At 36.7% G+C, this 24703-nt stretch carries 24 protein-coding genes; 15 read left to right on the top strand and 9 right to left on the bottom strand.

What is annotated here, in order from left to right; translation table 11 throughout:
• The 9 genes from LBH98_00425 to LBH98_00465 all read left to right on the top strand — a co-directional run.
• The coding region (locus LBH98_00425) for a hypothetical protein (GenBank protein ID MDR0303228.1) at nucleotides 1–1275 on the top strand (1275 nt) is incomplete at its 5' end.
• The gene (locus LBH98_00430; protein MDR0303229.1) at nucleotides 1266–1412 is read left to right on the top strand and encodes a hypothetical protein; all 147 of its coding nucleotides are present in this window, start codon (nucleotides 1266–1268) and stop codon (nucleotides 1410–1412) included. The genes LBH98_00425 and LBH98_00430, both read left to right, overlap by 10 nt.
• 9 nt (nucleotides 1413–1421) lie before the next feature.
• Nucleotides 1422–3965: a hypothetical protein gene (locus tag LBH98_00435; protein ID MDR0303230.1), complete on the top strand. Its 2544-nt coding sequence runs from the start codon at nucleotides 1422–1424 to the stop codon at nucleotides 3963–3965.
• Nucleotides 3958–4722, top strand: coding sequence for a hypothetical protein (locus LBH98_00440; protein ID MDR0303231.1), 765 nt, complete (start codon nucleotides 3958–3960; stop codon nucleotides 4720–4722). Before LBH98_00435 ends, LBH98_00440 begins: the two co-directional genes overlap by 8 nt.
• Nucleotides 4723–5295 (top strand): hypothetical protein, encoded by a 573-nt coding sequence (locus tag LBH98_00445; protein ID MDR0303232.1) that lies wholly within the window; start codon nucleotides 4723–4725, stop codon nucleotides 5293–5295.
• An 11-nt stretch (nucleotides 5296–5306) separates the two neighbouring features.
• Nucleotides 5307–5516: a hypothetical protein gene (locus LBH98_00450; protein MDR0303233.1), complete on the top strand. Its 210-nt coding sequence runs from the start codon at nucleotides 5307–5309 to the stop codon at nucleotides 5514–5516.
• Nucleotide 5517: 1 nt separating this feature from the next.
• Nucleotides 5518–7134, top strand: coding sequence for a hypothetical protein (locus LBH98_00455; protein MDR0303234.1), 1617 nt, complete (start codon nucleotides 5518–5520; stop codon nucleotides 7132–7134).
• 10 nt (nucleotides 7135–7144) lie between these two features.
• A complete protein-coding gene (locus LBH98_00460; GenBank protein ID MDR0303235.1) occupies nucleotides 7145–7420 on the top strand; it encodes a hypothetical protein in 276 nt (91 codons plus the stop codon).
• 36 nt (nucleotides 7421–7456) lie between these two features.
• Nucleotides 7457–8689, top strand: a complete 1233-nt coding sequence (locus tag LBH98_00465) for a T9SS type A sorting domain-containing protein (protein ID MDR0303236.1) — start codon at nucleotides 7457–7459, stop codon at nucleotides 8687–8689.
• 53 nt (nucleotides 8690–8742) lie between these two features.
• Here LBH98_00465 and secF read toward each other — a convergent pair whose 3' ends face one another.
• The 4 genes from secF to LBH98_00485 all read right to left on the bottom strand — a co-directional run bounded on the left by secF (nucleotide 8743) and on the right by LBH98_00485 (nucleotide 12361).
• The gene (gene secF / locus LBH98_00470; protein MDR0303237.1) at nucleotides 8743–9702 is read right to left on the bottom strand and encodes a protein translocase subunit SecF; all 960 of its coding nucleotides are present in this window, start codon (nucleotides 9700–9702) and stop codon (nucleotides 8743–8745) included.
• Nucleotides 9703–9722: 20 nt separating this feature from the next.
• Nucleotides 9723–11396 (bottom strand): protein translocase subunit SecD, encoded by a 1674-nt coding sequence (gene secD, locus LBH98_00475; protein ID MDR0303238.1) that lies wholly within the window; start codon nucleotides 11394–11396, stop codon nucleotides 9723–9725.
• 104 nt (nucleotides 11397–11500) lie between these two features.
• A complete protein-coding gene (locus LBH98_00480; protein ID MDR0303239.1) occupies nucleotides 11501–11764 on the bottom strand; it encodes a FliM/FliN family flagellar motor switch protein in 264 nt (87 codons plus the stop codon).
• An 18-nt stretch (nucleotides 11765–11782) separates the two neighbouring features.
• A complete protein-coding gene (locus tag LBH98_00485) occupies nucleotides 11783–12361 on the bottom strand; it encodes a hypothetical protein (protein MDR0303240.1) in 579 nt (192 codons plus the stop codon).
• An 87-nt stretch (nucleotides 12362–12448) separates the two neighbouring features.
• Here LBH98_00485 and rfaD point away from each other — a divergent pair, with 87 nt between their 5' ends.
• From rfaD to LBH98_00505, 4 genes are read left to right on the top strand one after another with little or no spacing between them, the layout of a single operon-like run.
• The gene (rfaD, locus tag LBH98_00490) at nucleotides 12449–13492 is read left to right on the top strand and encodes an ADP-glyceromanno-heptose 6-epimerase (GenBank protein MDR0303241.1); all 1044 of its coding nucleotides are present in this window, start codon (nucleotides 12449–12451) and stop codon (nucleotides 13490–13492) included.
• Nucleotides 13489–15372, top strand: coding sequence for a tetratricopeptide repeat protein (locus LBH98_00495; GenBank protein ID MDR0303242.1), 1884 nt, complete (start codon nucleotides 13489–13491; stop codon nucleotides 15370–15372). Before rfaD ends, LBH98_00495 begins: the two co-directional genes overlap by 4 nt.
• Nucleotides 15342–15746: a hypothetical protein gene (locus LBH98_00500; protein MDR0303243.1), complete on the top strand. Its 405-nt coding sequence runs from the start codon at nucleotides 15342–15344 to the stop codon at nucleotides 15744–15746. Before LBH98_00495 ends, LBH98_00500 begins: the two co-directional genes overlap by 31 nt.
• Complete coding sequence (locus LBH98_00505) at nucleotides 15733–16947, top strand: PAS domain S-box protein (GenBank protein MDR0303244.1); 1215 nt, start codon at nucleotides 15733–15735, stop codon at nucleotides 16945–16947. The genes LBH98_00500 and LBH98_00505 overlap by 14 nt, the downstream gene beginning before the upstream one ends.
• On the opposite strand, the gene LBH98_00510 is transcribed toward LBH98_00505, so the two are convergent.
• From LBH98_00510 to LBH98_00530, 5 genes are read right to left on the bottom strand one after another with little or no spacing between them, the layout of a single operon-like run.
• Entirely contained in the window at nucleotides 16923–17822 is a 900-nt protein-coding gene (locus tag LBH98_00510) for a flippase-like domain-containing protein (protein ID MDR0303245.1), read from the bottom strand. The two genes, LBH98_00505 and LBH98_00510, sit on opposite strands and share 25 nt — an antisense overlap.
• Nucleotides 17823–17832: 10 nt before the next feature.
• Nucleotides 17833–19944 carry a primosomal protein N' gene (gene priA, locus LBH98_00515; protein MDR0303246.1) on the bottom strand — a complete coding sequence of 704 codons (2112 nt, stop codon included), beginning with the start codon at nucleotides 19942–19944 and terminating at the stop codon, nucleotides 17833–17835.
• The gene (locus LBH98_00520) at nucleotides 19944–20882 is read right to left on the bottom strand and encodes a carbohydrate kinase family protein (protein MDR0303247.1); all 939 of its coding nucleotides are present in this window, start codon (nucleotides 20880–20882) and stop codon (nucleotides 19944–19946) included. The genes priA and LBH98_00520 overlap by 1 nt, the downstream gene beginning before the upstream one ends.
• Before the next feature lie 13 nt (nucleotides 20883–20895).
• Nucleotides 20896–22128 (bottom strand): hypothetical protein, encoded by a 1233-nt coding sequence (locus LBH98_00525; GenBank protein ID MDR0303248.1) that lies wholly within the window; start codon nucleotides 22126–22128, stop codon nucleotides 20896–20898.
• Between the two features lie 47 nt (nucleotides 22129–22175).
• On the bottom strand, nucleotides 22176–22955 hold the full coding sequence (locus LBH98_00530; protein MDR0303249.1) for an ATP-binding cassette domain-containing protein: 780 nt from the start codon (nucleotides 22953–22955) through the stop codon (nucleotides 22176–22178).
• A gap of 820 nt (nucleotides 22956–23775) precedes the next feature.
• On the opposite strand from LBH98_00530, the gene LBH98_00535 reads away from it, so the two are divergent.
• Nucleotides 23776–24225 carry a hypothetical protein gene (locus LBH98_00535; protein MDR0303250.1) on the top strand — a complete coding sequence of 150 codons (450 nt, stop codon included), beginning with the start codon at nucleotides 23776–23778 and terminating at the stop codon, nucleotides 24223–24225.
• Complete coding sequence (locus tag LBH98_00540; GenBank protein MDR0303251.1) at nucleotides 24201–24467, top strand: hypothetical protein; 267 nt, start codon at nucleotides 24201–24203, stop codon at nucleotides 24465–24467. The genes LBH98_00535 and LBH98_00540 overlap by 25 nt, the downstream gene beginning before the upstream one ends.
• The last annotated feature ends 236 nt before the right edge of the window (nucleotides 24468–24703 follow it).

Consider the following 24703-nt stretch of genomic DNA (forward strand, 5'->3'; position numbering starts at 1 on the left):
CAAAATAGTTTAATAATAGAATCGGAAGCGGCTATTCGCGCTCGTATCAAGCGATATTGGCAAGAGGGCGGTATTGATGTGGATTTTGAACCTGGATCCGTTTCGGATAGATTGTTGTCTATATTTTGTGAATTGGAACAGGCGTCTCAGGATAGTTATTTGGCGATAGAGAAAAAATTGTCGATAAATGCTGAAGGGGAAGATTTGGATTTCTTTGCAGGTAGATTTGGAGTAGATAGGATTCGGATTTACGACACTGGCATAGAAAGGGTTGTTTCTGGGCAAACAATCTCTTCTTCGTGGTCAGCTATTTATTTTTCAAATAATATAACAGAAATGCAAATAATAACAGATTCAGGATTAAGGAAGCCGTCAGATGATGAATTTGCTAATTGGAGTTTAAATGATAATTTAGATAAAATTGTTATAACTAGATTAGATGGTTCTACATTTGATGGAAGTGTAGCCCAAATAAAGGCACAAGCAAATAGTCAGAAATATTTATTTGGGGAAGTAGGAATATTGATGATGCCGGCACACAAAGCCGTAAGGCAAGGCAACATAGTGATTTCTAGTACCAATCAAAGAATAGAGCAATGGCAATATGAATTAAAAGCAGATTCTTTAAATATACAGTATACATATCCTTATGAAGGAATATCTTATTCAAATAACAAATTAAAAGACAGTAGGTTCAATATAATAGGTTTTACTGAGACAGATCAACAACTTAGAAACAGGTTGATATTAGGTAAAGGCTTAACCGCAGAAGTAATAGCATCATTAATCAGAAAAGTCGAAGGAGTGATTCAGTGTGAAGTAGATTTTTATTCTTTAGGTGCAGACTTTATTAATTTTGTTTTATATATGAATATAAGAGAAACTAATGAGAATGTAATTATTATAAAAAACATATTAGATACGTTGCTTCCAAGAGAAATTAATGGCAAAACAATAACTGTAGTTAAGGAAAGCGGATTCAACTTAAATGGGAGCGATTATTTTTATTTCCCAGTAGAACAACTTCCCACATTAAAAATTGTAGGAGACCTTTCTACAGAAGAAAAAAGTGTCTTACATAATAGAATAATTGCAACAGCAGTTACAGATAGAATATTGTATGCCATGATAGGAAACGTATATAAAGGAGGAATAATTAAAGAATTAATAAAAAAAATTATAAATGATAAAGGCGTTTATATAGAAGAAAAGGTTGAAGATATGGCAAAGGGAGCACTTTCTCCTACTATAGGCTGGAGGTTAGAATGTTTATAGAATTACAAGATGTGAACAACTTAATTTCCCACGATTCTTTGTTTTTGCAAAAATCAACATTGAATGTTGAGGATAAAGAAATATTAATGATAGACACTTTAAAAGTAAAAGTGTTAGTAATAGATCAAAACAATTGAGGAGGAAATGTGGCATTAGATGTTAATATTCAATTTTTGCAAGAATCCCCGATAAGACGTCAGTCAATGGGATTCGTAAAAACAGGGGATTCATATTCAATTCAATATAGAGACAACGAAGACGTATTACATGATATTACCGGTAACATCATGTCTGGATTTTATGATATATATAAATATGCTCCAATGGTATTTAAATTTGTGCCGGGTACTTTAAACAAGGATGAGTACTGGTTTATAGGTAATGCTAATTACGAACAAACATTTCTCATCGCATATGAATATGTAACCAATCAATCACAAGATTTGGTTTCGGGTTTTATGCGTATGACTAGAGGACAAATTTATCATTATGACAAACTTAACGAAAGTTGGAAAGATAGATATTTTAACGATGCTTTCTTTAAAGATTCTTTTACAGGAGATATGTATTGTAAGCAATTGGCACACCCAGGAATTAAATTCCATTTTTCTATTCTCGTATTAGATACAATGATTAATAAAGAAACCCACAAAGATATAGGTACAAAGCGAGTAGTAGAAAAAGAATTGCAAAAAATTATACCTATTCAAGTTAATGATAATATTGTCGAATCAATAGGTGATTTCCAGAAATTTGACACGGGAAATTTAAAAGAGAAAGACAACTCATTAAATGCGCAACCCATTTATAAAAACAATGGTTCCGGAGTAAAAATTAAAAATGCAATAGTAATAGTAGGAAACAATACAGGATTAGACTTAGAACCTTATGGTATGTTAGCGTTTTATGTGTCTTCATACCCTAATGAAGAACATTGGGTAGTTTATTTAGATTATAGTCTTGACAAACCGAATAGTAATGAATGGTCCCCGTCTATTTCATTTTCAGCGATCAACTTGGTTAAGGGCAGTAACAAGAAATTTGAAGACTATTATGATATTATTGGTAGATTATGGCAAAAGCAAGAATTTTGGTCTTATATCGTTATTGTTCCGAAAGAACCGGCATTAGATACCAATATACAGTACCGCTCATTTACTCAAATCCATAATATAAGGAACGGTAAAGCGAATATCGTATCTAACTTTGCAAAAAAAGTTATAGATACAGAAAGCCAAGAATGGTTTCCTCCGTCCGGTGTCGTATCTATTACGGGTATTGGGAATACGATAGGCGGTTCAATCGGCGGAAGTTGTGATTGCGAAATAAAAGCAAAAGTATTTACTATTAAGAATCATAACATTGGAGGATTGGGAACATCCGCCCCTGATATATATCATGGAGAACAAACGTCCAGGCACTTAGTTCTTGACTGGAAAACAATAAAAGCGGCGGGAATTTTTTCGGATAATATTGTTTCGTTTGAAGCGATGATTTACGCCAAAGGCGACCGCAGACAAAGATTTATGGCAGAGAGCGCGCCGACTAATCCGGATTGGCAAGGAACGGCGCAGGAAATGATGGGACTTGACGCTATAAGAATAGAAGATAAAGGGTTATCATATTCTTCTAAGCCTTATACAAATCCGAGTTATACTATTGATTTGTCTGACGAATACCCGGATAATGACGTAGATTGCGGTTTCTTTATGAGATTTATGAATATCGGCATCTACGATGTAAGAATTTTGGTTCATTATTTACCGCAAGCAGAAAAACCCGACGATAATTATAAAATTATATTCGACGCTTTGGATGGCATTATCACAGGAACAAATCAACGCAGTGTTACCATGTCTGTCTTGATTGACGAGAACCTTAAGACGCCGGAAGCGGAACTTAGCGGTTTCGGTTTTTTGTATTGGGAAAACATAGATAAATCGCATGCGATAGACGGACAAAGATTATTTCAACCGAGTAGATCGGATTGTTATGAAGCAATTTATGGAGATTTTTTAATGTCTCTTGTGCCTCAAGAAAGTAATTTTACTATTCCTTTTAGCGCTTCACGTTCATCAAGCGATTATCCTGATTTTAAGAAAAGACTTGACGGATACCTTTCTAGCCAAAAGTCCGCATACGGCGCTAACGTACAATTGCAAGAAAGAGAAATCGGTTTTACAGGAGCAATAAAAGTCATAAGAAATACTGTCGCTCCAACTACAAAGGATATTAAAATCAAATTGTTAATACAAGCGCAATTAGCGTCAAACTTTAATAATGATGGTTCCGCGTCTTTATCTGTCATAGACAGCGGAGTTAATAACGCTCCCGTATCTTTTTTACATCCGACATTACGCACTATATTTAGCAGAATAGTTGAGATAACTATCCCCGCAGGAACAGCAGACGTTGAGCCCGTTTTGCATTATCGTATATTTGAAATGTTTTCGGAAGACTTTGTAATAAACGATACGCCGATGATCATTGACCTTTTCATCAATGATGTTAAAGCGGAAAACGCGGATGTCGATTCTGTTAATTTCTTTGTTAGGAATGATTCTTTTGAAGAGAATTGGCATATAGTCGCTAAATATCGACGATCATCGTCATTGCGGTCTGTTGAAACAACAGAAGATATAAAACAACAAATCACTTTTGTGGAAAGAATTGGGGAGAATAATGATTAAGATGTGTATAATTTCCGGAGCAGAGGATAATTTATTATCGAAGTTTATTGATTCGACGGGAAATATCACAAGCAAATATCATTGCTATATTCTACGAAATAAACCGACTGAAATTAAACTCGCCAAAGAACAAAAAAAGAAAATAACGATAAGAGTTGTTGATAATAAAAACTATAGCAAAGACGGACAATTACAATTATTGAAATTAAGATTGGATAGCATAACACTCGCATCTCCGAACAAAGATGATATTCTTATGCTAGGCGACGACGATATGTATTTTTATGAAAATTTTTCTTTTGACGACGTCCTTTCAGTGTTTGAGAAAAACTTTGATATGGTTCTTGCATATTCTTACACACAGCGACTTACTTGGAGAATAGTAAAAAATACAGGTATCTACAACGGACTTTATTTTCGTTTTAACGAAAACGCATTGAAGAGATTGGAAGAATATAAAGAGGCGGTTGGCGGCGGAGAAGACGGTTTGATCGCAAGTGTGCATTATGATGAATTTGACGGGAAAGCCGCACAAATTTATTTACCTAAACTTGTTCATATAGGACACAATACATCTTCATATTTTTATGAAAAAGGGAAAAACAAACGAATTGTCGATATACTCGAATACATAATATCTTCGGAACGCGGAGAAGAATTAAACAAGAAAACCAAAAAATTTATCGACAGCGTGGGTATTAAATTCAAACAAGCGCCGAGAGAAATTTATATCAACCATAAACAAGTGGAGGCATAAATGACAAGAACTAATCCGTATATATTAACATCACAAAATGGAACGAGTGTGCCTTCCGGAGGTTCACAAGGTCAAGTATTAACGAAACGTTCAAATAATGACTTTGACGCAGAGTGGCAAACTCCGCAAGGAGGCGGTGGAGTAGTTAATAATGTATTTTACTCTTCAAAAATAAATCACAATGAATATTCTTCCCAAGCAACAATATCTTTGGGCGTAGGAACCGGTGTTTTAGCGGGGGCTTATCAAGCATCGATTATGCCGATTATATTTCCGCAAGCCGTTACGAGTATTCGTGTAAGATTGTACGGCGGCGCTTTAAGCGGCGGCAATATATCAATTCAAAGATGGAACGGAACTGCTTGGACGGGTGCGACAGACTCTCAACAATTCGGAGCGTTAGGAGATACGGATGCAGGATTAACTCAAAGAGTATATAATTTCGGCATCGGTTCGGACGTTCCTTTCTATTCGGCAATACCTGCAAATACTCCATTAAGATTATCTATCCAACCAAGCGGGGCTATCGCTCAAAATAGCGGAATTCAATCGGAAACTATAATTAATCCATAAGAGGTAAAATTATGATTACAGTTGTCAGCGTTAATAAAAAAGAAGTAAACGTTCCATACTATATTAAAGAGCAAGACGCTCATTGTCTTATGAATTTAGGCGAAAGCGTTGAGGAAGAAAATTTTTATAAATTGTTCGGAGTAGTCTATGAAATTTTCTATAATAGAAGATTTGAAAATTTATCAATATTTGAACCCCAATATATGAGTAAGGAGGGTTAAAGTGTCGGATAATCATAGAAAAATAGCGGTTCGTCAAGAATTTGAATCTATTTTTGAGGATATGCAAAAAGAATATATTGATTATTTAAATCTAATAAAAGGAACTATATATTTAAACGATAGTTTAGTATTAAACAAAGAGGCTCTGGAAAATAGAGAAGATTACCTAAAATTTAAATTGTCAAGTTCATACAGTATTTTATCGACAGGTCTTTCTAATAGAGCTAATAATAATATTATTGCATTTGATTTACCATCTCATGACCATATAGTAAATCTATGGGACGACGGGGCAAATAGTTCCACTCAAAATCCGGACAACACTGTAACTCATAGCGGAAGTGGTTTATGTTCCCTTAGTGGCCGTATTGATACTAGAAATTTAGCTGGTTCGCAAATTTCTAACACAAAGAAACCAACAGAAATAATTCCAATGATGATCCCGGTAAAAACGATTGAAAATACAATAAAAAAAGTAAAAATATTAAAAATGACTATTACGTCAAAAACAGGAGTAGATCTATGGAATAATGATAAGGAAATATACAACTTTATAAAAGATGTAGAGGTGTTGAATAATGATAGACCTTTCGTTACAGTTAGATTATCAACAGATACAGAGCAAAATAAATTGTATTCATTTGGAGGTGGTTTATTATCTAGTGGATATCATAATCCAATTTTACCAGACAATAGTTTGTTTCACCATATACATTCCGTAAACAATGTCAGTAAAATAGGTAAGAATATGCATCAAAAGAAGAATTGGGTATTGGGATTAATTATATTTTGTATAGGTTGGTGGGTTAAAGATAATCAAAGCGGCACAAGAGGAAGTGGCGACAATGGAATCTTTCTTTCAACAAAAGTAGGTTATCCATCTCAATTAAACATAAATGCAAAAGATGTTAAGTTCTCATACGATTACAAGCCTTATGTGTTTAAGAATAGAACGAATGATATAAAAAATTTATTAAACCTAATAGATAAATATTTAATATTACCGAAATTTAATAAATTTTTAGACAGCAGAGATTCTGAATATGGAGATCTGTGGTATGCTGTTTTACTGCAGGAATTTTACGACAGGCTTGAAAAGGCTACGATACCGGCAAGAGATTTTATTTCTATAGAAGGAGTTCCGGGAAGAGACATCCCAATAAACAAAAACTATTTAATATCGCTTTATGAAGATAAAGGTTATGTACAAGATGAAGATATACAAGAAGGTTATTGTATAAATAAAGGTGATTTATCTTCTAAATATAATGGCGAAGCCATAATGGAGTTTGTAGAAAGCAAAGAAACAGATGAGATCAAAATGAAATGGTTAGGCGGTATGCCATTACATTCGCATAATGTTTCTATTCCGTACAACTCGGAGATGTCTAATTCTGCAAATAACAATGGTGGGCAGGTAAGGAAATTTAACTCTTCATCTTCTAGTGCCGCAGAAATAATTAAATATGAATCTACAAATAAGAATTCACGTCCCAATGTAGAAAGCGTATTTAATAAATCTAAAAATACACATATAGAATACGATTTTTTACCAAAGCGTACAAATACGGGGCAATGTTTTTGGCGGCGTAGTCCAAATACAATAATAGTAACCTAGGGGGGTTAATATGAATAAAACAGAAGATTTGGTACACAAATTAATACAAAATAGAGTTAGAATAGATGCAATCTTTTCTAACACGCTAATTTCTAATATAAAAAGTGTTGTTCCTTTAAACCAAGATGGTACGTTATCATTTGACATTAAGGATCAAGATAGAGTTAATTTATTTACAGGTCTGCCTGTTCATTCTGCTCAAACTAGATTATCTGAGAACGAAGTAGCTTATTACCATGAAAATGGGCTAGAAGGTTATTATTTAGATGAGGTGATTAAAAAGTAAATTTGGTATGTATTATTAAGAAAGGTTTTGAAATATATGAAAAAATCGACAAAATTATTTTTATTTGTACTTACATTTGCTGTAGAATTATTAGCTCAAGTAATCAACTGGAATGCAACCAACATTACAATAAAAACAGAAACAGAATTAAGAGAATTTGCTGCTCTAAGCAACAATGGTATGCATTTTTTCGGTCAAACGCTAACACTCGCTAATGATATTGAATTAAAAAATGGAGAATGGACGCCGATTTGTGAATTCGACGATGAAAGCGACTATAATATTGGATTCTACGGAACATTTGACGGTAACAATAAAATTATAAGCGAAGTTTATATTAATCAGCCGCATAAATCGGAGCAGGGATTGTTTGGATATAATCAAGGAACAATTAAAAATCTTGGGGTTGTCGTCGATATTAAAGGAAAACAAAATGTCGCAGGATTGGCCGCGCTTAACGGCGGCGCAATTGAAAATTGTTATGCGTTAGGTACCGTAGTTGGAATGGAGGAGCATGCTACGGTTGGCGGATTGGTAGGATTGAACTGGATAACAATTAATAGTTGCTATGCCGAAGTAAATGTAAGTGGAATAAATGAGGTCGGCGGTTTAGCGGGATTAAATTCAAGCGACGGCACGATTACCAATTCCTATGCTACTGGAAACGTAACGGGAACAGGAACAGATATTGGCGGACTTGTGGGATGGAACGACAATAATATTAAAAATTGCTATGCTGTCGGGAAAGTTATAGGGGGCGGCGGACTTGTGGGATGGAACAGTATCGGTTGCACAATTGAGAATTGCTATGCTTTGGAAGACTTTGATAATGAATTTATAGAATATGATAACGGGACAAGTTCCGGCGGTCAGAGAACATCGGAAGAGCTAAAACAACAAAGCGCTTACAACAATTGGAACTTTGTCACAACTTGGGCAATTGACCCGACAAAAAACAACGGCTTTCCATATCTGCGAATTTTTGACGATAATATGACTTCAATCGCTAATAATTTTACCGTAAAGAGAAACAATTCCGCCTCGTTTGCAGGAATAAAAAACGGAGAAATAAATCTTAATCTCAAAGCTGGAAATTATACCGCCGAACTCTATAATTTACAAGGGCGCTTGATAACAAAAACGGATATTAACGCAACAACCGGCGTAAACGCTACTGGTATAAAAACCGATAATCTTTCAAAAGGAATGTTTATTCTTAACCTTAAGCAAGCGGGTATATCAATACTGAAACATAAGGTTAGAATTTAGACCCGACGGTTATGTTTATTCCTTAATTTATTCTCTAATAAATCCAGAGAAATTTATCTAATCGGCCACTTTTTATTCCACAGTACAAGTATCGCACAAGCGATATAGAGCGATGAAAAAGTTCCCGCTATAAAACCAATCGTAAGCGTAACGGCAAAATTCTCAAGCACGTTTCCGGATGCTAAAAATACGAACAATATCGCCAAAACTACAAAAAGCGTCGAAGCCGTCGTTATGATATTTCTTGTAAGCGTCTCGTTTACGCTTTTGTTTACAATATCCTCAAAACTCAGTTTATCCAACGCTCTGTTTCCTATATTTTCTCGAACTCTGTCGAAAATGACTATCGTGGAATTTATAGAATACGCGACTACGGTAAGTATAGCGGCAAGAACCGGAATAGAAAACTCCCAGCCGGTCAGAGCAAAAAAACCTACGCATATAATTGCGTCATGAGTAAGCGCCACGACCGAAGCGATACCGTAAGGATATTTGAAACGGAACGCTAAATACGCCAAAATCACCAATATAGAAAACAATACCGCCTTAAAAGCGTCCGATTGAAGTTCTTTCCCTACTTTAGGTCCAACAGTTTCACCGCGTAAAACAACAAATTTCTTCCCTTGCAAATCTTGATTGAAAGCGGTGGTAATTTTATCTCTGACACTTGTTCCGTCGCCTTGCGTTTTTACCGTTATCTGCATTTCCGTCCCTTCCGCCTCACCTGCTTTTACAAGTTTAACTTCCGGAGTTCCAAGCCCAAGATTAGAAACGACTTGTCTTATTTTTCCTATCTCCGAACGAACGTCTTCGTCAAATTTAACCTGTAATTCCGTTCCTCCCGCAAAATCAACGGAAAAATTCAATCCTCTGATAAGCAATGCAACAAAAGAGATAAGAATAAACGTTCCTGCGACGGCAAACGCTATATTTCTATTTCCGATAAAATTTATATTGGGAACTTTAAAGCCGATATTCTGCGCTTCGTTCTTTGCCTGACTTTCTTTAATCATACTTACTGTTTCTCCGTTTCTTAAATACTCAATTTTTTAACTTTGCCGCTTGCGGTAACAACACGAAATACCGTTTTCGTAAATGTCAACGCCGTATATAGTGAAACCAAAATACCTATAGTCATGGTAAGGGCAAAACCGCGAACCGGTCCCGAGCCGATGTTATATAATATCAACGCCACCATAACCGTAGTAATATTAGCGTCGAAAATCGCCCTAAACGCTCTGGTATATCCCGCTTCCATCGCAGTAATCGGCGCTTTACCCATAGATAATTCTTCTTTAATCCTTTCAAATATAAGAACATTGGCGTCAACAGCCATACCTATAAGCAAAATAATTCCGGCAATTCCGGGAAGAGTCAGCGTCGCCGAAAGCCCCGCCATAATTCCTAAAACAAAAAGAATATTAAGCAAAACGCCGGTAATTGCAATAATCCCCGACATTTTGTAGCGATATATCATGAACAAGGAAACCAAAATTAAACCGATAAGAGTAGCCCATGACGCTTTTTCTATCGAATCATAGCCCAAAGAAGGACCGATTACTCTCTCCTCAACGATTTCAACCGGAGCCGGCAACGCTCCCGCTTGAAGAACCACAGCCAACGCTTTTGCCTCCTCAAGAGTAAAAGAACCGCTTATTTGAGCGCGTCCCATACCTATTTTTTCATTTATAGTCGGTGCGGAATACACAAAATCGTCAAGAACTATCGCTAACCGCTCCCCTATATTTCGCGCCGTAACTTTTTCAAACTCCCGTGCGCCTTTGCTGTTGAACACCAAACTTACAACTGGAGAATTTGCCTTAAACTGATTATTTGACATCTCTTCACGCGCGGATTCAATATTTTCGCCGCTCATCGCTTCATCGCTTTTTACAAGGTACAAATTATAGTAACGTAATTTTGAACTTGGATCGGTAGACGCTTTATTTTCCCACAAAAATTTTGAACCTGAAAATCCGTTCGTTTTAAGAGCGGCAACCACGTCCGGACGTGCGAGAACAGACATAACCGCCGGTTTATCTTTTTCACGTACGGCAATATCTCCGCGTACCGTTATCAGATAGTCCGAAAATTTGTCAACGGAAGTTTCTTCTTCTTTCGTCGTATCAACACTCTGCGCTTCAGACCCCGAAAGTAAACGCTGTACAGTTTGTTGTTCCTGAGATTGATCATAAGCGCTGTCTATCTGTACATTTTCGTTTTTTGCGACTAATTCGTTTTTTAGCGTTTTATCTATCACACGAATAGCTTTTTCCAAGTCGGCGGATGAACGAAGAATGTGAAATTTAAGCTGCGCCGTGGAACCTAAAACTTCTTTCGCTATTTTTTCGTCGGTAAGCCCCGGAAGTTCGACTATAAGCCTATCACGCCCTTGTTTCTGAATATTCGGTTCGGTAAGCCCTAACCCGTTTATACGGTTTTCCACGATAGTGTACGCCCTGTCAAGCAAATCGTCGTCGCTCTGATTGTCTTTGTTTCTTTGAACCTCAAGAACAAGACGCATCCCGCCCTGTAAATCAAGTCCCAAATTTATAATCCTTTTACGAATCTGAGGATCTTCATTTGTAATTCTTCTCTGCTCGTCCGAACTTTTAGTATAAAGAACGAACGAAGGATAAAGAGTATAAATAGAAGCGCCAACAAAAAAAGTGGTGAGTAAAATAGCCCAAATACTGCTTTTACGCATAAAAAACCTTTCTATTTGCGAAAAATATACCGACTTCCAAAAATAAATTACTTAAATTACGAGCGAAAAAGCAATAGTAAAAGACGGTTCAATTAAAATTCACACTACAAATGTTTAAATTTTTCAGCGGAAGAATAAAGCGTCCCTACTCTAACGCATATTTTATTGTTTTCAACGGTCACCTCTCCTTTGGCAAGAAGTTTCCCATCGACAAAAACATCGACCGCTTCTCCCGAAAGTCGATTTAATCTAACTAATTTCCCTTTTTTAAGCCTAAGCAATTGGCGCACGCTCATTTTCGTCTGCCCTAATTGCACCGACACCCCGAGCGGTACGTCAAGTAACATGCTTATTGAATTTGCGGACATAAAAACTCCTTTTTTTAATCAAATCGGCGGCAGAAATTCCGGAATATACGATAAAATCGCCGCTCCAAATAAAAATAGCGACAAAATCACTAAAAACATTGATATTATTATCAGAACAATTACAAACAACATAAGCATTTTCAAACAAGAAACGTTATGAACCGCCGATAATCCGAAAACAAACGCCCTGATTTCAAAAATTACAGACGCGGCAATACCGACTACGGGAACGACCAAAAACACGTTTGCCGCACTGCTGTACGCCAAAACCTTGAAAGTTTGTTTGAAACCAGTTCTTTGAGGAACGAAAAAAAATATCGCCATATGAGCGAAAAAAGCGAAAACGCACAAAAAAAACAATTTCAAAACAGGCATAAAAATACAAAACAAAATAAGATACCCAAGAATAGATAATAGTCCGTCCGATCGCAAAATTGACAAAAAAGAAACGCTTTGTACGGCGAATGAAACGCTTGAAACCGTTATAGTAAAAATCAACGATTCTTTAAGCGAATCTCCTTTCGGCATATCCTGTAAAAAATACTTATAAGGATTTGAAATAATAGATAAAATAGTTGAAACAAATTTTTCTAACATAAAAAACGCCTTAATTTTGCGGTTTTTGTTACTTTTCTCCACTAAAATAATTATTTTTACTACAAAAGTGCGCATTACGGAGAAAAAATGATAGTTGTTACTGGTGCAGCGGGATTTATAGGAAGCGCCGTTATTTGGAGGCTTAACTTAACCGGAGAAAAAAATATTCTCGCGGTGGATAGTCTGCGTTCAAACGAAAAATGGAAAAATTTATTGGGTTTGTCGTTTTGCAATTACTTGGACAAAGGTGATTTTATTGAAAAATTAGAAAACGGCGAATTAGAAAACATAGACGTAATTTTTCATCTCGGCGCATGTTCTTCCACTACGCAAAGCGATGAAAATTATCTTATAGAAAATAATTACCGTTATACCCTGCGGATTGCGCAGTGGATCGCCAAACACCCAAGGACGCGATTAATCTATGCTTCGTCCGCGGCGACTTACGGTAACGGAGAAAACGGATATTTAGACAATGAAGCTGAAATTGAGAAATTGCGTCCTCTTAATTGTTACGGTTATTCAAAACAACTTTTTGATCTGAAAGCGAAAAACGAAGGATGGTTAAAGAATATAGTCGGATTGAAATATTTTAACGTTTTTGGCCCAAATGAATATCACAAAGGCGACATGAAAAGCGTAATTTGTAAGGCTTTTGAAAACGCCTACCGTAACGGAAGGATCCGTTTATTCAAATCTTATAACCATCAATACCGCGACGGAGAACAACTAAGAGATTTCATATATGTTAAAAACGCGGTAGATATTACGCTTTTTTTCTGGAATAAAAATCGTAATATCGGCGGATTATTTAACGTCGGAACAGGAATCGCCAAAACTTGGAACGACGTTGCCAAGGCTCTTTTTTGCGCTTGCGGAAGAACCAATATCATAAAAGAAAAAAACGGAAACTTAAATTCCGATAGAATTATCGACGCTAATACTGGACTTATAGAATATACGGAAATGCCAGAAACACTTAAAAACAGGTATCAATACTATACATGCGCCGACATTTCAAAACTGCGCGACGCCGGTTATAATCACAAAGAGTTTTCAATAGAAAACGCTATTGACGATTACGTTAAAAATTATCTTATTGATACAAAGTACTTAGGAGACGAAAAATGAACAGATTTATATTATTTTGCGTTATTGCGGTTTCTATGCTTTCAACGAATGTTTTTGCGGAAGATATTGTTCACTATACTTTAGCAAAGGAGTATTACGCCAGGGGTAATTATGATTTGGCGATGGATGAATACAAAAAAGTTCTTTCCGCCTATCCGGATCATTACGAATCTTATTTGGCGCTGGGAGATATTTACAAAATACGCGGAAATCCTCAGCAGGCGGAAACAAATTATAAAAACGCGTTAAAATATAATGTCGGCTGGACGTATGCGCAAATAAAATTAGCCGATCTTTATGAAACGCAAAACAGAAACGACGAAGCGCTTAAACTATACCGCGAAGCGCTTAATGGAGCCGACGAGCCCCAAAAAACTCAGATAAACCAAAAAATCGATTCGCTTGTAAAAAGAGAAACTAAAGAATCGCCTGTCGTAAGCAAACCGGTGACGCAAAAAAATGAAAACAAACCCGTCGTAATAACAAATTCGGCAAAAACATTTTTAGATTCGGCAATATACTATTACCAAAGCGGTAATAAAAACTCAAATCCGGCAGAACACAAAAAATCGCTTGATTTTATCTCTAAAGCGTTAAAAGAAAGCCCCGGTTATCCTGCCGCATATTATTATGCGGGACTTATCAGAAGAAAACTCAATGAAAATGAAAAAGCGAGAATAAATTTTGAACGGGCTGTAAACGATCCCGAATTAGGATACAACGCGCATTTTTATCTCGGAAAAATTTACGGAGATATGCAAAAATATCAACAAGCGATTGATAATTTGGAGAAATATATCGGCAAAACTAATTATGCACAAGGGAAATCGGAAGCGCAAAATCTTATAAATACATACAAAAAACTAATGCAAATCGAAAAAGAAAAAAATCCGCCGATAAACATAAAAACATTAGTCGAAAAAGAAATCACAGAGGAAATATCCGTTCTCCCGAAGCAAGTTCCGATACCTGAAATAGAAGTTAGAATCGAACAGAATTTGAGCATGGCTATAGTTGACAGCGCTACAAACGAAGGACAGGATTTACTGAAAGGCGTAAAATTCTTTTACAACAAAGAATATGACAAAGCGATAGACGAATTCAGAAAAGTTATTGAAAAATATCCAAGCAAATCATCGGCGGGAAGTGCGGTGTATAACATAGGCGTGTGTCTGTTCAAACTCAAAAATTGGGACGGCGCAAACAAAGAATTTGCAAACTACGCAAATAGATATCCAAACGGCGCAATGCTTGAAAGCGCAATGTTTTTATCCGGCGTTTCACTTAGAGAACAGACAAAGAATTCCGGGGCGCAAAAAGTATTTAACGATTATATAAAAAAGTATCGAAACGGAAACTGGGCAGGAAAATCATATGAAAAATTAGGCGACATTTACTCCGATTTGGATCAACCGAATCAGGCAATAGACGCTTACAAGCAAGCGGACGCATTAGCTTCAAACAACGAAGATAAACTTTACGCGAAATACAAAACCGCAGAAATTTACAACCGTTTGAAAAATTATTCCGTTGCTGAAAAAACGTATTTGGCTGTAATTTCCCTTGGCGCAGAAGCGAAATTAACATCAAAAGTGCCGGAATCATATTATCGGCTTGCGGATTATTATTACCTGAATAAACGTTGGAGCGACGCCGCTAATCAATATACAAAAGCGACACGCCTTTTTCCCGACTATTCCGATACCCCCTGGGGATTGTATCAAACAGCAAACTGTTCCTATCATTCCAATAAATATAAAGAAGCGATTGAAGGATATGATATCTTGAAAGAAAAATTCCCGAATGATTATTGGACCAAACAGGCGGAATTCAGAAGGAGCGACGCTGTTTGGAAATATCAGTACAAACAGGGAAATTAGTAATGGAACTTTTTGCCGCCATAAACAATCTGTCTTCTATTTTTAAGAAACAATTGGAAATTTACAGGCAATTAACCCGACTTACTTCTTCTCTTTCGGCGGAAATCGCACGAACAAAAGGAAATATGAACGGATTAACCTCAAAATTTGAACAAGAAAACAACTTGCTTGAAGAGGTCGCTAAATTAAAAGAGCAAGCAACGGGCGATATTTCAATTTGGCAAGAAAATAAACATAATGCAAACGAACAAGACGTTAAAATCCTTGATAATATTCTCAAAGAAGTTCAGGAAGAAATTATGCGTTTTTTGAATGCGGAAAAAATACTAAAAAAACAAATAGATTTCTACAGGACAAAAAATGGAACTCAATGAACGAGAAGCGTTTGTTGCTTTACAAACTGCGTTTGAAACGTTTAAGAGCCGTTCGGAACAATTGGCGGCGGCTTACGGTTCAATGGAAAAACAGTTTGAAAAACTAACTGTTGAACTCGACGAAAAAAACCGTAAACTTGAAGAAGCGCATTCCGTTTTGGATAGTATTCTATCTACCATGCACAACGGCGTTATCGCAGTAAACACAAGTGAAATAATAACGCATTTTAATTCGGCGGCGCAAAAAACAACCGGTTATTCGGCTAACGACGCTGTCGGATCGGCATTCCGAGAGTTTTTTGGAGACAAAGGGCTTTCCGAGAAAAATGTTTTAGACGTATTAAAATCGGGAAAGGGGTATGACCGTGACGAAAAAATTATCTGGAATAAAGACGGTTCGCCCGTACCCGTAGTTTATCAAAGTTCGCTTTTAAGAAACGCTCACGGAGAATTGCTCGGCGCGGTAGAAATTTTTAACGATATTTCAAAAATTAAGCAGCTTGAAAGTGAAAATCAACAAAACCGCGTTTTGGCGGCGCTTGGCGAAATGGCGGCGACACTTGCGCACGAAATTAAAAATCCTCTCGGCGCAATGGGAACTTGGGCGCGGCTCTTGGATAAAAGTTTTGAAACAGACGACAAACGCAAACAGACAATCGGAAAAATTATTGATGCGCTTTCACGGCTTAATAAAATCGTATCAAGTATGCTGATTTTCGGTCGGCAAAGTAAGCCGCAGTTACAGACGCTCAATTTGAAACCGCTGCTCTCGGAATTTGTTGACAGTATGGAAATAGAAGTCGTTTTCGGTAACGGAACACAGATCGAAGTTAATAAAGAATGGGATGAAGCGCCGCTTATAGTCCAAATAGACCCTGAAAAATTTCGGCAGGTTTTGATGAATATTGCATTAAATTCCGTTCAAGCTATGGGCGAAACCGGAATTTTACGCGTTTCGTGTAAAACAAGCGAGAGAGAAGATGGAAACTACGCGATAATTTCAATAGCCGATACCGGTCCCGGCATTCCAAAAAACGAATTGGAAAGAATTTTTACGCCTTTTCATACCACAAAAGAAGACGGAACCGGTTTAGGACTTGCGATAGTCAAAAAATTGGTGGATTTTCACGGAGGCGTTATCGACGTAGAGAGTGAAATCGGAAAGGGCGCAGTATTTCATATTTTTTTACCGTTGAAATAGAACAGAAAGATTCCCGGAATCATAAAAATAACACTGTTGCATAAAAGCAAAATGTATGAAACCGCAAATGCAATTATCTCGTCACAGAACAATGCGGTAAACGCCCATTCTCTAACGCCTATCGACGCTATCGTTATAGACAAAAACGGCATAACGCAGTAAGCGATAGAAACACGGTATAATACGTAATCTAACGAAACAGGCAGCAATAAATTAAAAATAAGCGCCGCCTGAATTATCAAAGCCGCATTCTGCAATATAGAAACAGAGAATAATTTAATAAAATCCGTAAAAAAATTTGCACTTAACTTGGTTTTAGATGAAATTATAATAATTGCGATTAAAATAATACTTACTACGACAAGTAAAACACATAAAATTCCGGCGGCAGACGATAAACGGTACGTAAAATAAGTATTATTTTGGCAAACATCCGTTATGCCGTTGGAGAAGAATCCTACGAGACATAAATAAAATACCGCACCTCCAATAAAAAAAAGCGTAAGCATAGCTATCGCTCCGTCAAGAATCACCGCGTAAGTCCCATGTTTTTTATCAGTATTTTCCAAATAAAAAGCCTTTGCCAAATCGCCGCTTCGCGCAGGAGTGATCGTTCCTAAAAACTGTCCTACAAAATAAGACTTTAATATAGACTTTTTACTTACCGAAATATTTAAAATTTTCAGTGAAAAATACCACCGAAGAAAAAGAAAAAATTGTTGTATAAATCCGAATGTTACCGCGATAAAAAATACGAAACCTAATTTTTCAATATTATGTATTTGTGAAAAATCCACATTTTTATTTACATAAAAAAATAAAAAGAATGTCGCTAAAATTTTAGCGGATAAAATTACGACTTCTTTACTTTTCACAACCTGCGCCTCACCATAAATTTGTCGGATCAATATCTATTTTGTAATAAACTTCTTTTTTACTTTTTTGAGGCAACGATTTACGCAAAAAATCAATTGATTCAAAAAGACGATGCGGGCTAAAACTTTTTAACAAAATAACAAAATTAAATTTATTCTCTACCTTAAAAACCGCCGATTGAACGGGTCCAAGAACTATTACTTCGCTGGAAAATTCACGTAAAATCCGCATTATTTGCAATGAAAGATTTTCAGTCGATTTTTCTTTTGTTCCGGTAATTTTTATCTTAGCGATTTTGGTAAAAGGCGGATAGTTTAATTTTTCCCTATCGACAATCGATTTTTTATAATATCCGTCAAAATCATGGCTTTGTGAATATATAATAGACGGTTCATTCGGTGAAAATGTTTGAATAAGTACAAAACCTTTATCGTCCGACCTGCCGGCTCTCCCCGCGACCTGTGTCAAAAGTTGAAACATTTTTTCTCCCGCACGGAAATCAGGAACACAAAGCCCGATATCCGCCTGTAAAACACCTACAAGTTTAACGTTAGGAAAATCCAAACCTTTTGCGACCATTTGCGTTCCAAGAAGAATATCGTATTTTTGTGACGCAAAATCAAGAATTTTTTCTACATATCCTCTTTTCCCGCTCGTCGTATCGGCGTCCATACGCAAAACTTTAGATTCAGGGAAAAGAAGACTCAATTCGTCTTCAACTTTTTGTATTCCGGTTCCTTCAAAATTAACCTTTTCTTCTCCGCAATTTTCGCACTTATAATTAGGTTTCTCGCCGTATCCGCAAATATGACACCTCAAAACATCTCCGTTACGATGATAAACCAAACCGACGGAACAATTAGGACATTGTTTTATCGTACTGCATTTTTCGCATATAAGCGTTACCGAGTACCCTCGTCTGTTCAAAAGTAAAATAATTTGTTTCTTTTCGTCTAAACTATCTTGGATACCCGTTCGTAATTCGTCTGAAATTATTGTTTTCCAACCGCTCATATTTACGATTTTTACTTCGGGAAGTTTTGCGGCGCTATGCCGACTTACCAAATCTATTCTTTCATATTTCCCTATTTTTGTGTTGTAAAAACTTTCAAAAGACGGAGTCGCGCTTCCCAATATTATTTTTGCGCTTTGAAATTTCGCCCTTACGACCGCAATATCCCTTGCATTGTAACGCGGTTCCGGATCGGTCTGTTTATAAGAAGAATCATGTTCCTCGTCAACTACAATAAGTCCGACATTGTCCATAGGAACCAAAACAGCGCTTCTAACGCCTATCAATAACTTACGTTCTCCAAGCGATGCGCTCTCAATAGCGTCACGCCTTTCTCCGACAGACATTCTGCTGTGTATTACCGCCGATACGATTCCCAAAGCGTTTTCAAATCGAGAAATTGTTTGCGGCGTAAGCGAAATCTCCGGCACCAAAATTATTACCGACTTCCCCTCCGAAAGCATTCTTCGGGCGACCTCTATATAAACGTGAGTTTTACCGCTTCCGGTAATTCCAAAAAGCAAAAACGGCTTTTTCAAATCGGGATTTAATATGGTTTCTACCGCGCTTTTCTGTTCTTGCGAAAGCGTAATATCTTTACTTTTGAAATCCAATCGTTCAACACCCGCTTCACGATAAATTTTCTCAGTTTTACGAACAATATCTCCGTTTTTTATCTTTTTTCGTAAATAATAATCGCTTATATTCAACATTTCTTTTATTTTCTGCGCCGAAAATCCTACGCTTTCAGAAGAATTATTTATATAATAAAGCGTAACTTCTTTTTCCTTTTTGTTTGCGATGCTTTTATTAAAAATCGGTTTTAATATTTTATTAAAAGGGCAATGATAATAATGTGAAATCCACCGATAAAATTTTATTATATATTCGCAATTATAATTATTCTGCGAAATTTTAAGCGTTTCTATTTCTTTAAGATTCTCAATTTCCGAACGGTTTTTCAGTTTAACGACTAATCCCCAAATTTTTATATTGCGAAACGGCACCCTTACGTTCATCCCGATTTTTATTTCGTTTTCGTAAATTTCAGGAACAATATAGTCAAACACGCCGTCAACCGCTATAGGAAAAACTATCTCGGCAATCATTATATTTCCGCACAAATAATACTGTCAAGCGTATTGCCGCACAAACATTTTCGGGTAGCGCAATCCGCCGCGTATCGGGCGGCGTCGGGCGGCGTTTCTCCTTTGAGAATCGCCGCAATAAACGCCCCGTTAAAAACCGACCCGGAATAAGAAAAATATCCTTCGTTTCCCACTTTTTCCACTGGAATTTCCACAATTGTCGGCGCCATATTTCTTGAATCGTTAAGATAACCGAGGAATACGCTTTCTCCCGCATTTCTAACCGCCGCATACTGAACTCCGTTTTCCAACAAAATACCTGCGACCACTGACGGATTATCGGCGCCAAAAATAGGAATAGTTTCTCGAGAAGCGACAGAAATAGAGAAAAAATCAATAAACGGCAAAAGCATCCAAATCGTTTCTCTAAGGTACGACAAATTATGCCTGTGCAAACGTAAATTCGGATCAAAAGCAACCATTTTATTATTGTTATGCGCATAAAAAAAACTCTCAAAAACAAAAGACCGCGCCTCTTTAGACGAAAGCGTAAATCCGCTTGAAGCATAAATCGTTCTGCTGTTATTCAGCAATTCTATGTTGGCGTTCGACGGTAAATTATTGTAGAAACCTCCCGTATGAGTATAAAACGACTCGCGTAATTCGTTATCTGAATTTGAAATAATTTCTATCCCGTTATAGCCGATATCGGACAAACAATAATCTGTTTTTATATTATTTTTTTTCAATGTTTCCATAATTAAATTTTCGTAAGGATCTTGTGCGATTACCGAATAAAGTCCGCTGTTAAGCCCGCATTTGGCTAACGTCGCCGCAACAAAAATATCGCTTCCGCCGACACTAGGATTTTCAAGTCTTGCATTCGCAATATCACAATCTTTAATTATATATTGAACCATAGGCTTGCCAAAAACCGTCAAATCATATTTTTTATCCACAAGCCCCCCCCCTTTATAAACCGAATTTTGTGATAATCTCCGTCAAGACGTTAAGATCTTCGACATTTTTTATTACATGAAAATCATCGTTGGAAATGGTAAGCACCGCAGGTTTTTTGGCAAAAGAAATAATGTCCGTCGCGGCAAATCCGATTTTAGACGATAAATCAATTCCTTCCAAAATAATTTTCGGCGGCGTCGCGTAATCCGACATTTCAACGTTTTTCAACAAATCGATGTCAAAAACATAAAATCCGGTGTTATACGGCAAAAATTTTCCATTTTCGTCTTTTACTTTATAAGTATCACAAGTTCGCATGTTTTTTTCGACAATACGTAAATTAAAATCGCCGTCGTTTTTTACGGAAACAAAAGTTCCATACGGGTCGTATTCGGGAAAGTTTTCCCGCAAAATTCCAATCCCCAAACCGTCGTAATTTAATCCGGCGGCGGCAATAACGGGAAGTATCCGTTTTGAGTAAACCGCCGTCCCTTGTAAAACGATTATTTTTTTTATTCCGTTTTTTTCAAGATTTTCTAAAATCGATTTCCCGTTTTTCTGCGGCTCTTTAAGCTTCGCTATAGGGCCGCCCGTTTCATCCGGATTCTTGACGGGTTTTATTTCCGAACCGTTTATCTCAAACACTATTTTGTCGTCGCAAGTAAGATGGAATCGTTCGTTTTGAGCGATAATTTCAATATTTTTTACGCCGAAATTCGCATTTTCCGATAAAATTTTCGGAATAATTTCATCCGTATCCGAATTTTTCGGTCCCGTCGTTATTATCGTCGGAATTTCGTAATTTATGGATTTTGACAATTCGGCTATCGTTTTAAGGTTTACTTCCAATGCGCCGAATTTGAATTTCGTGTTTGGAATCGGAAACGTCGCTTTCGTAAAGTCTCTCAAATCGTCTTTGGAATAACCTCTTTCTTCAAGCGATAAACGGAGTCTTTCTCCTTCACCGCCCGCCATTATCAAAACCGCATATTTTTTTATATCCTGTAAATTTACCGAAATCTGCGAATAATCTATGCGCTGCGGATATTTTTGCCGCGCGCCCAAAAGGATATTTTTTGCGGCTATACCGTTCTCAATCGCTTTTGTTTTTTGCCGTCTTTGTTTGCAAAACTCTTCAAAAGAAACATTTTCCCGTAAATATTTTTCTATTTTCGCTTGCTGCGAAATATCGTAATTTTCGTAATTCCAAACGAAGCGCTCTATTTTTTCTTTATCCCACGGCATATACTTTCCCCTTACCTGCTTAAACGAAAATAATAAATGCATATTAACTATTGCAATCTCGGCACCGCGTCAAGCAAAATTTTCGTATATTCGTTTTTCGGATTATTCACAACTTCTTCGCAATCTCCTTCTTCGACAATTTTTCCCATGTACATAACGGCGACACGGTCGGCAATATGATTTATAACGGCGAGATCGTGTGAAATAAACAAATAAGAGAGCATAAATTCGTTTTTCAAATCCTGCATAAGATTCAGAATCTGCGCCTGAATTGAAACGTCAAGCGAAGAAACCGGTTCGTCGGCAATAATCAGTTTAGGTTTAACCGACAACGCTCTCGCAATCGAGATTCGCTGACATTGTCCGCCGGAAAATTGATGCGGATAGCGATTCAGTGAATTTTTGGCGATTCCTACGCAGTCTATCAATCTTTCAATTTCATTTTTTCGCTCAATCTTATCAAATTTTGTGTGAATCTTTAACGGCTCTTCCAAAATATCAAAAATTGTCTGACGCGGATTTAACGAACTTATAGGATCCTGAAAAATTATTTGCATTTTACTGCGGTATTTCTTAAGTCCGCCGAAACTAATATCCGTAATGTCGTTACCGTCAAGAATTATTCGCCCCGAAGCGGGATTTATCAAGCGTATCGCGGTTTTACCGAGCGTAGTTTTTCCGCAACCGGATTCGCCGACCAAACCTAAAACTTCGTTGTCGTTTATCTTAAGCGAAACGTTATCCACCGCGCGCAAGACCTGTTTTTCGGAACTTAACGGCGAATTTTTCAATGAAAAATCGACCGTAATGTTTTTTAATTCAAGCATAAATTCCTTAAATCGCTGTATTGTCCTAAAAAACATAAAATTTTATTTAAAATACGCTTATCGCCTTAGTTTGTGCAACATACACGTATATAATTCCCGTATTTTACTTTTATTTTTAAAAAGGTTTTCGCAAATATTATATTTACTTTAGAATTTAACTTGAAGCCATGATTACTTTTTTAATATAAGCGTTGTATTTTTGGCAGGAATTGCGATTAAAGATATATTTTCAAAAGGTGTGGAAGTTGACAAGTTTTGTCGGATTGGGTTTGTCTGTTTTCTTTTGTATTTTGGGAATTGTTTTTATTGCTATAAACAAGGAAGGGTAATATGAATGATATAAACATGATAATTTTCAGTATTTCTATTATTGTAGTGGCGTTTTTTTCCGTAGTCTTTATTAATTTCGCGGACAAAAAGAAAAAAATGTAACCGTTCGGAGAAAACAGTGTTTAATTACTCAAAAAACTTGACTTTTACCGCGGCGAATAGTATTTTTACTGAGTACCTTTTGAGGTCTTCGGTCAAATGAAATAATTTCAAAAATTTTTTCCGTTCCTTTTTTCCTGAAAAATATACTTCCAAAATATTTGAAAAATCTTAAAGAAAACCTAAAACATACTCTTTCTACATTTGAAAAACCGTTATTCGCAAAAATTTTATCAAGAATATACACTTTTATGTTACACAATTGTTTCGCTAACGCTCGCAATGACGAACACATCCGACACGGCACAAACCGTCATTACGATGAGCAAGAGCGACGAAGCAAACTATAGACGGATATGTAAGAGAAAATTATTTAAAAAGAGGGGTGTTTATGCAAAACAAAGGCAAAATTCTAAAAGTAGTAGTGGCATTGATGATTGCCGCACAGATGTTATCGGCGGCGATAGACATCACCGCTAAGTTCACCGACCCGTACTTTAAGGCGAAAGTGTATTGGGAAATAGAGAAAACCTCACCCGCCGCAATACTTGACAGTGATGTAAGCGATATTACAAGGCTTTATCTTTATGTTGGAATGATAACTTCCCTTACAGGTATAGAATATTTTACCGCTCTGACATCGTTGAATTGCTCCGGCAATCAACTGACAACACTGGATGTGTCGAAGAATGCTGCCATGGAGGTGTTGTCTTGCTCCAACAATCAACTGACTGAACTTGACGTGTCGAAAAATACCAAAATTATCTATCTTAATGTGACAAATAATTATTTCACCGGAGAAGATAAAATATCGGCTTGGACAAATCAACAACTACTTTAATTTTTGGTACGCAGAACGATCCGTCAAATCTTACAAATTCGATTAAAAACATGACTGTAAAAAAGGAAATAACTATTTCGTTTGCGGGAATAAAAAACGGGCAGATAAATCTTAATCTTAAAGAGGGTAATTATACCGCCGAACTTTACAATTTACAGGGACGTTTGATAAACAGAGCAAAAATAAGCTCGATAAACGGCGTAAATTCAACAGGTATTAAAACCGATAATTTAGCAAAATGAAATATATTCATTTTAAACCTTAAACAAGCAGGCATATCGGTATTAAAACAGAAGGTGAGAATTTAGGGTAAAAAATGGATACTAAAAAACAAAAGTGGATACTAAAAGTGGATACTAAAAAGTATCCACCCCCCCCCCCCCCCCCCCCCCTACATACAAGCGGAGTTCGAGAGATTTCGGGAGAGATTTTTTAATAAGTCGCTTTTTTTGTCTAAATTGTGTATAGCCGCTTGAGA

The sequence above is a fragment of the Chitinispirillales bacterium genome (assembly GCA_031254455.1).
In the GTDB taxonomy this organism is placed as follows: Bacteria; Fibrobacterota; Chitinivibrionia; order Chitinivibrionales; family Chitinivibrionaceae; genus WRFX01.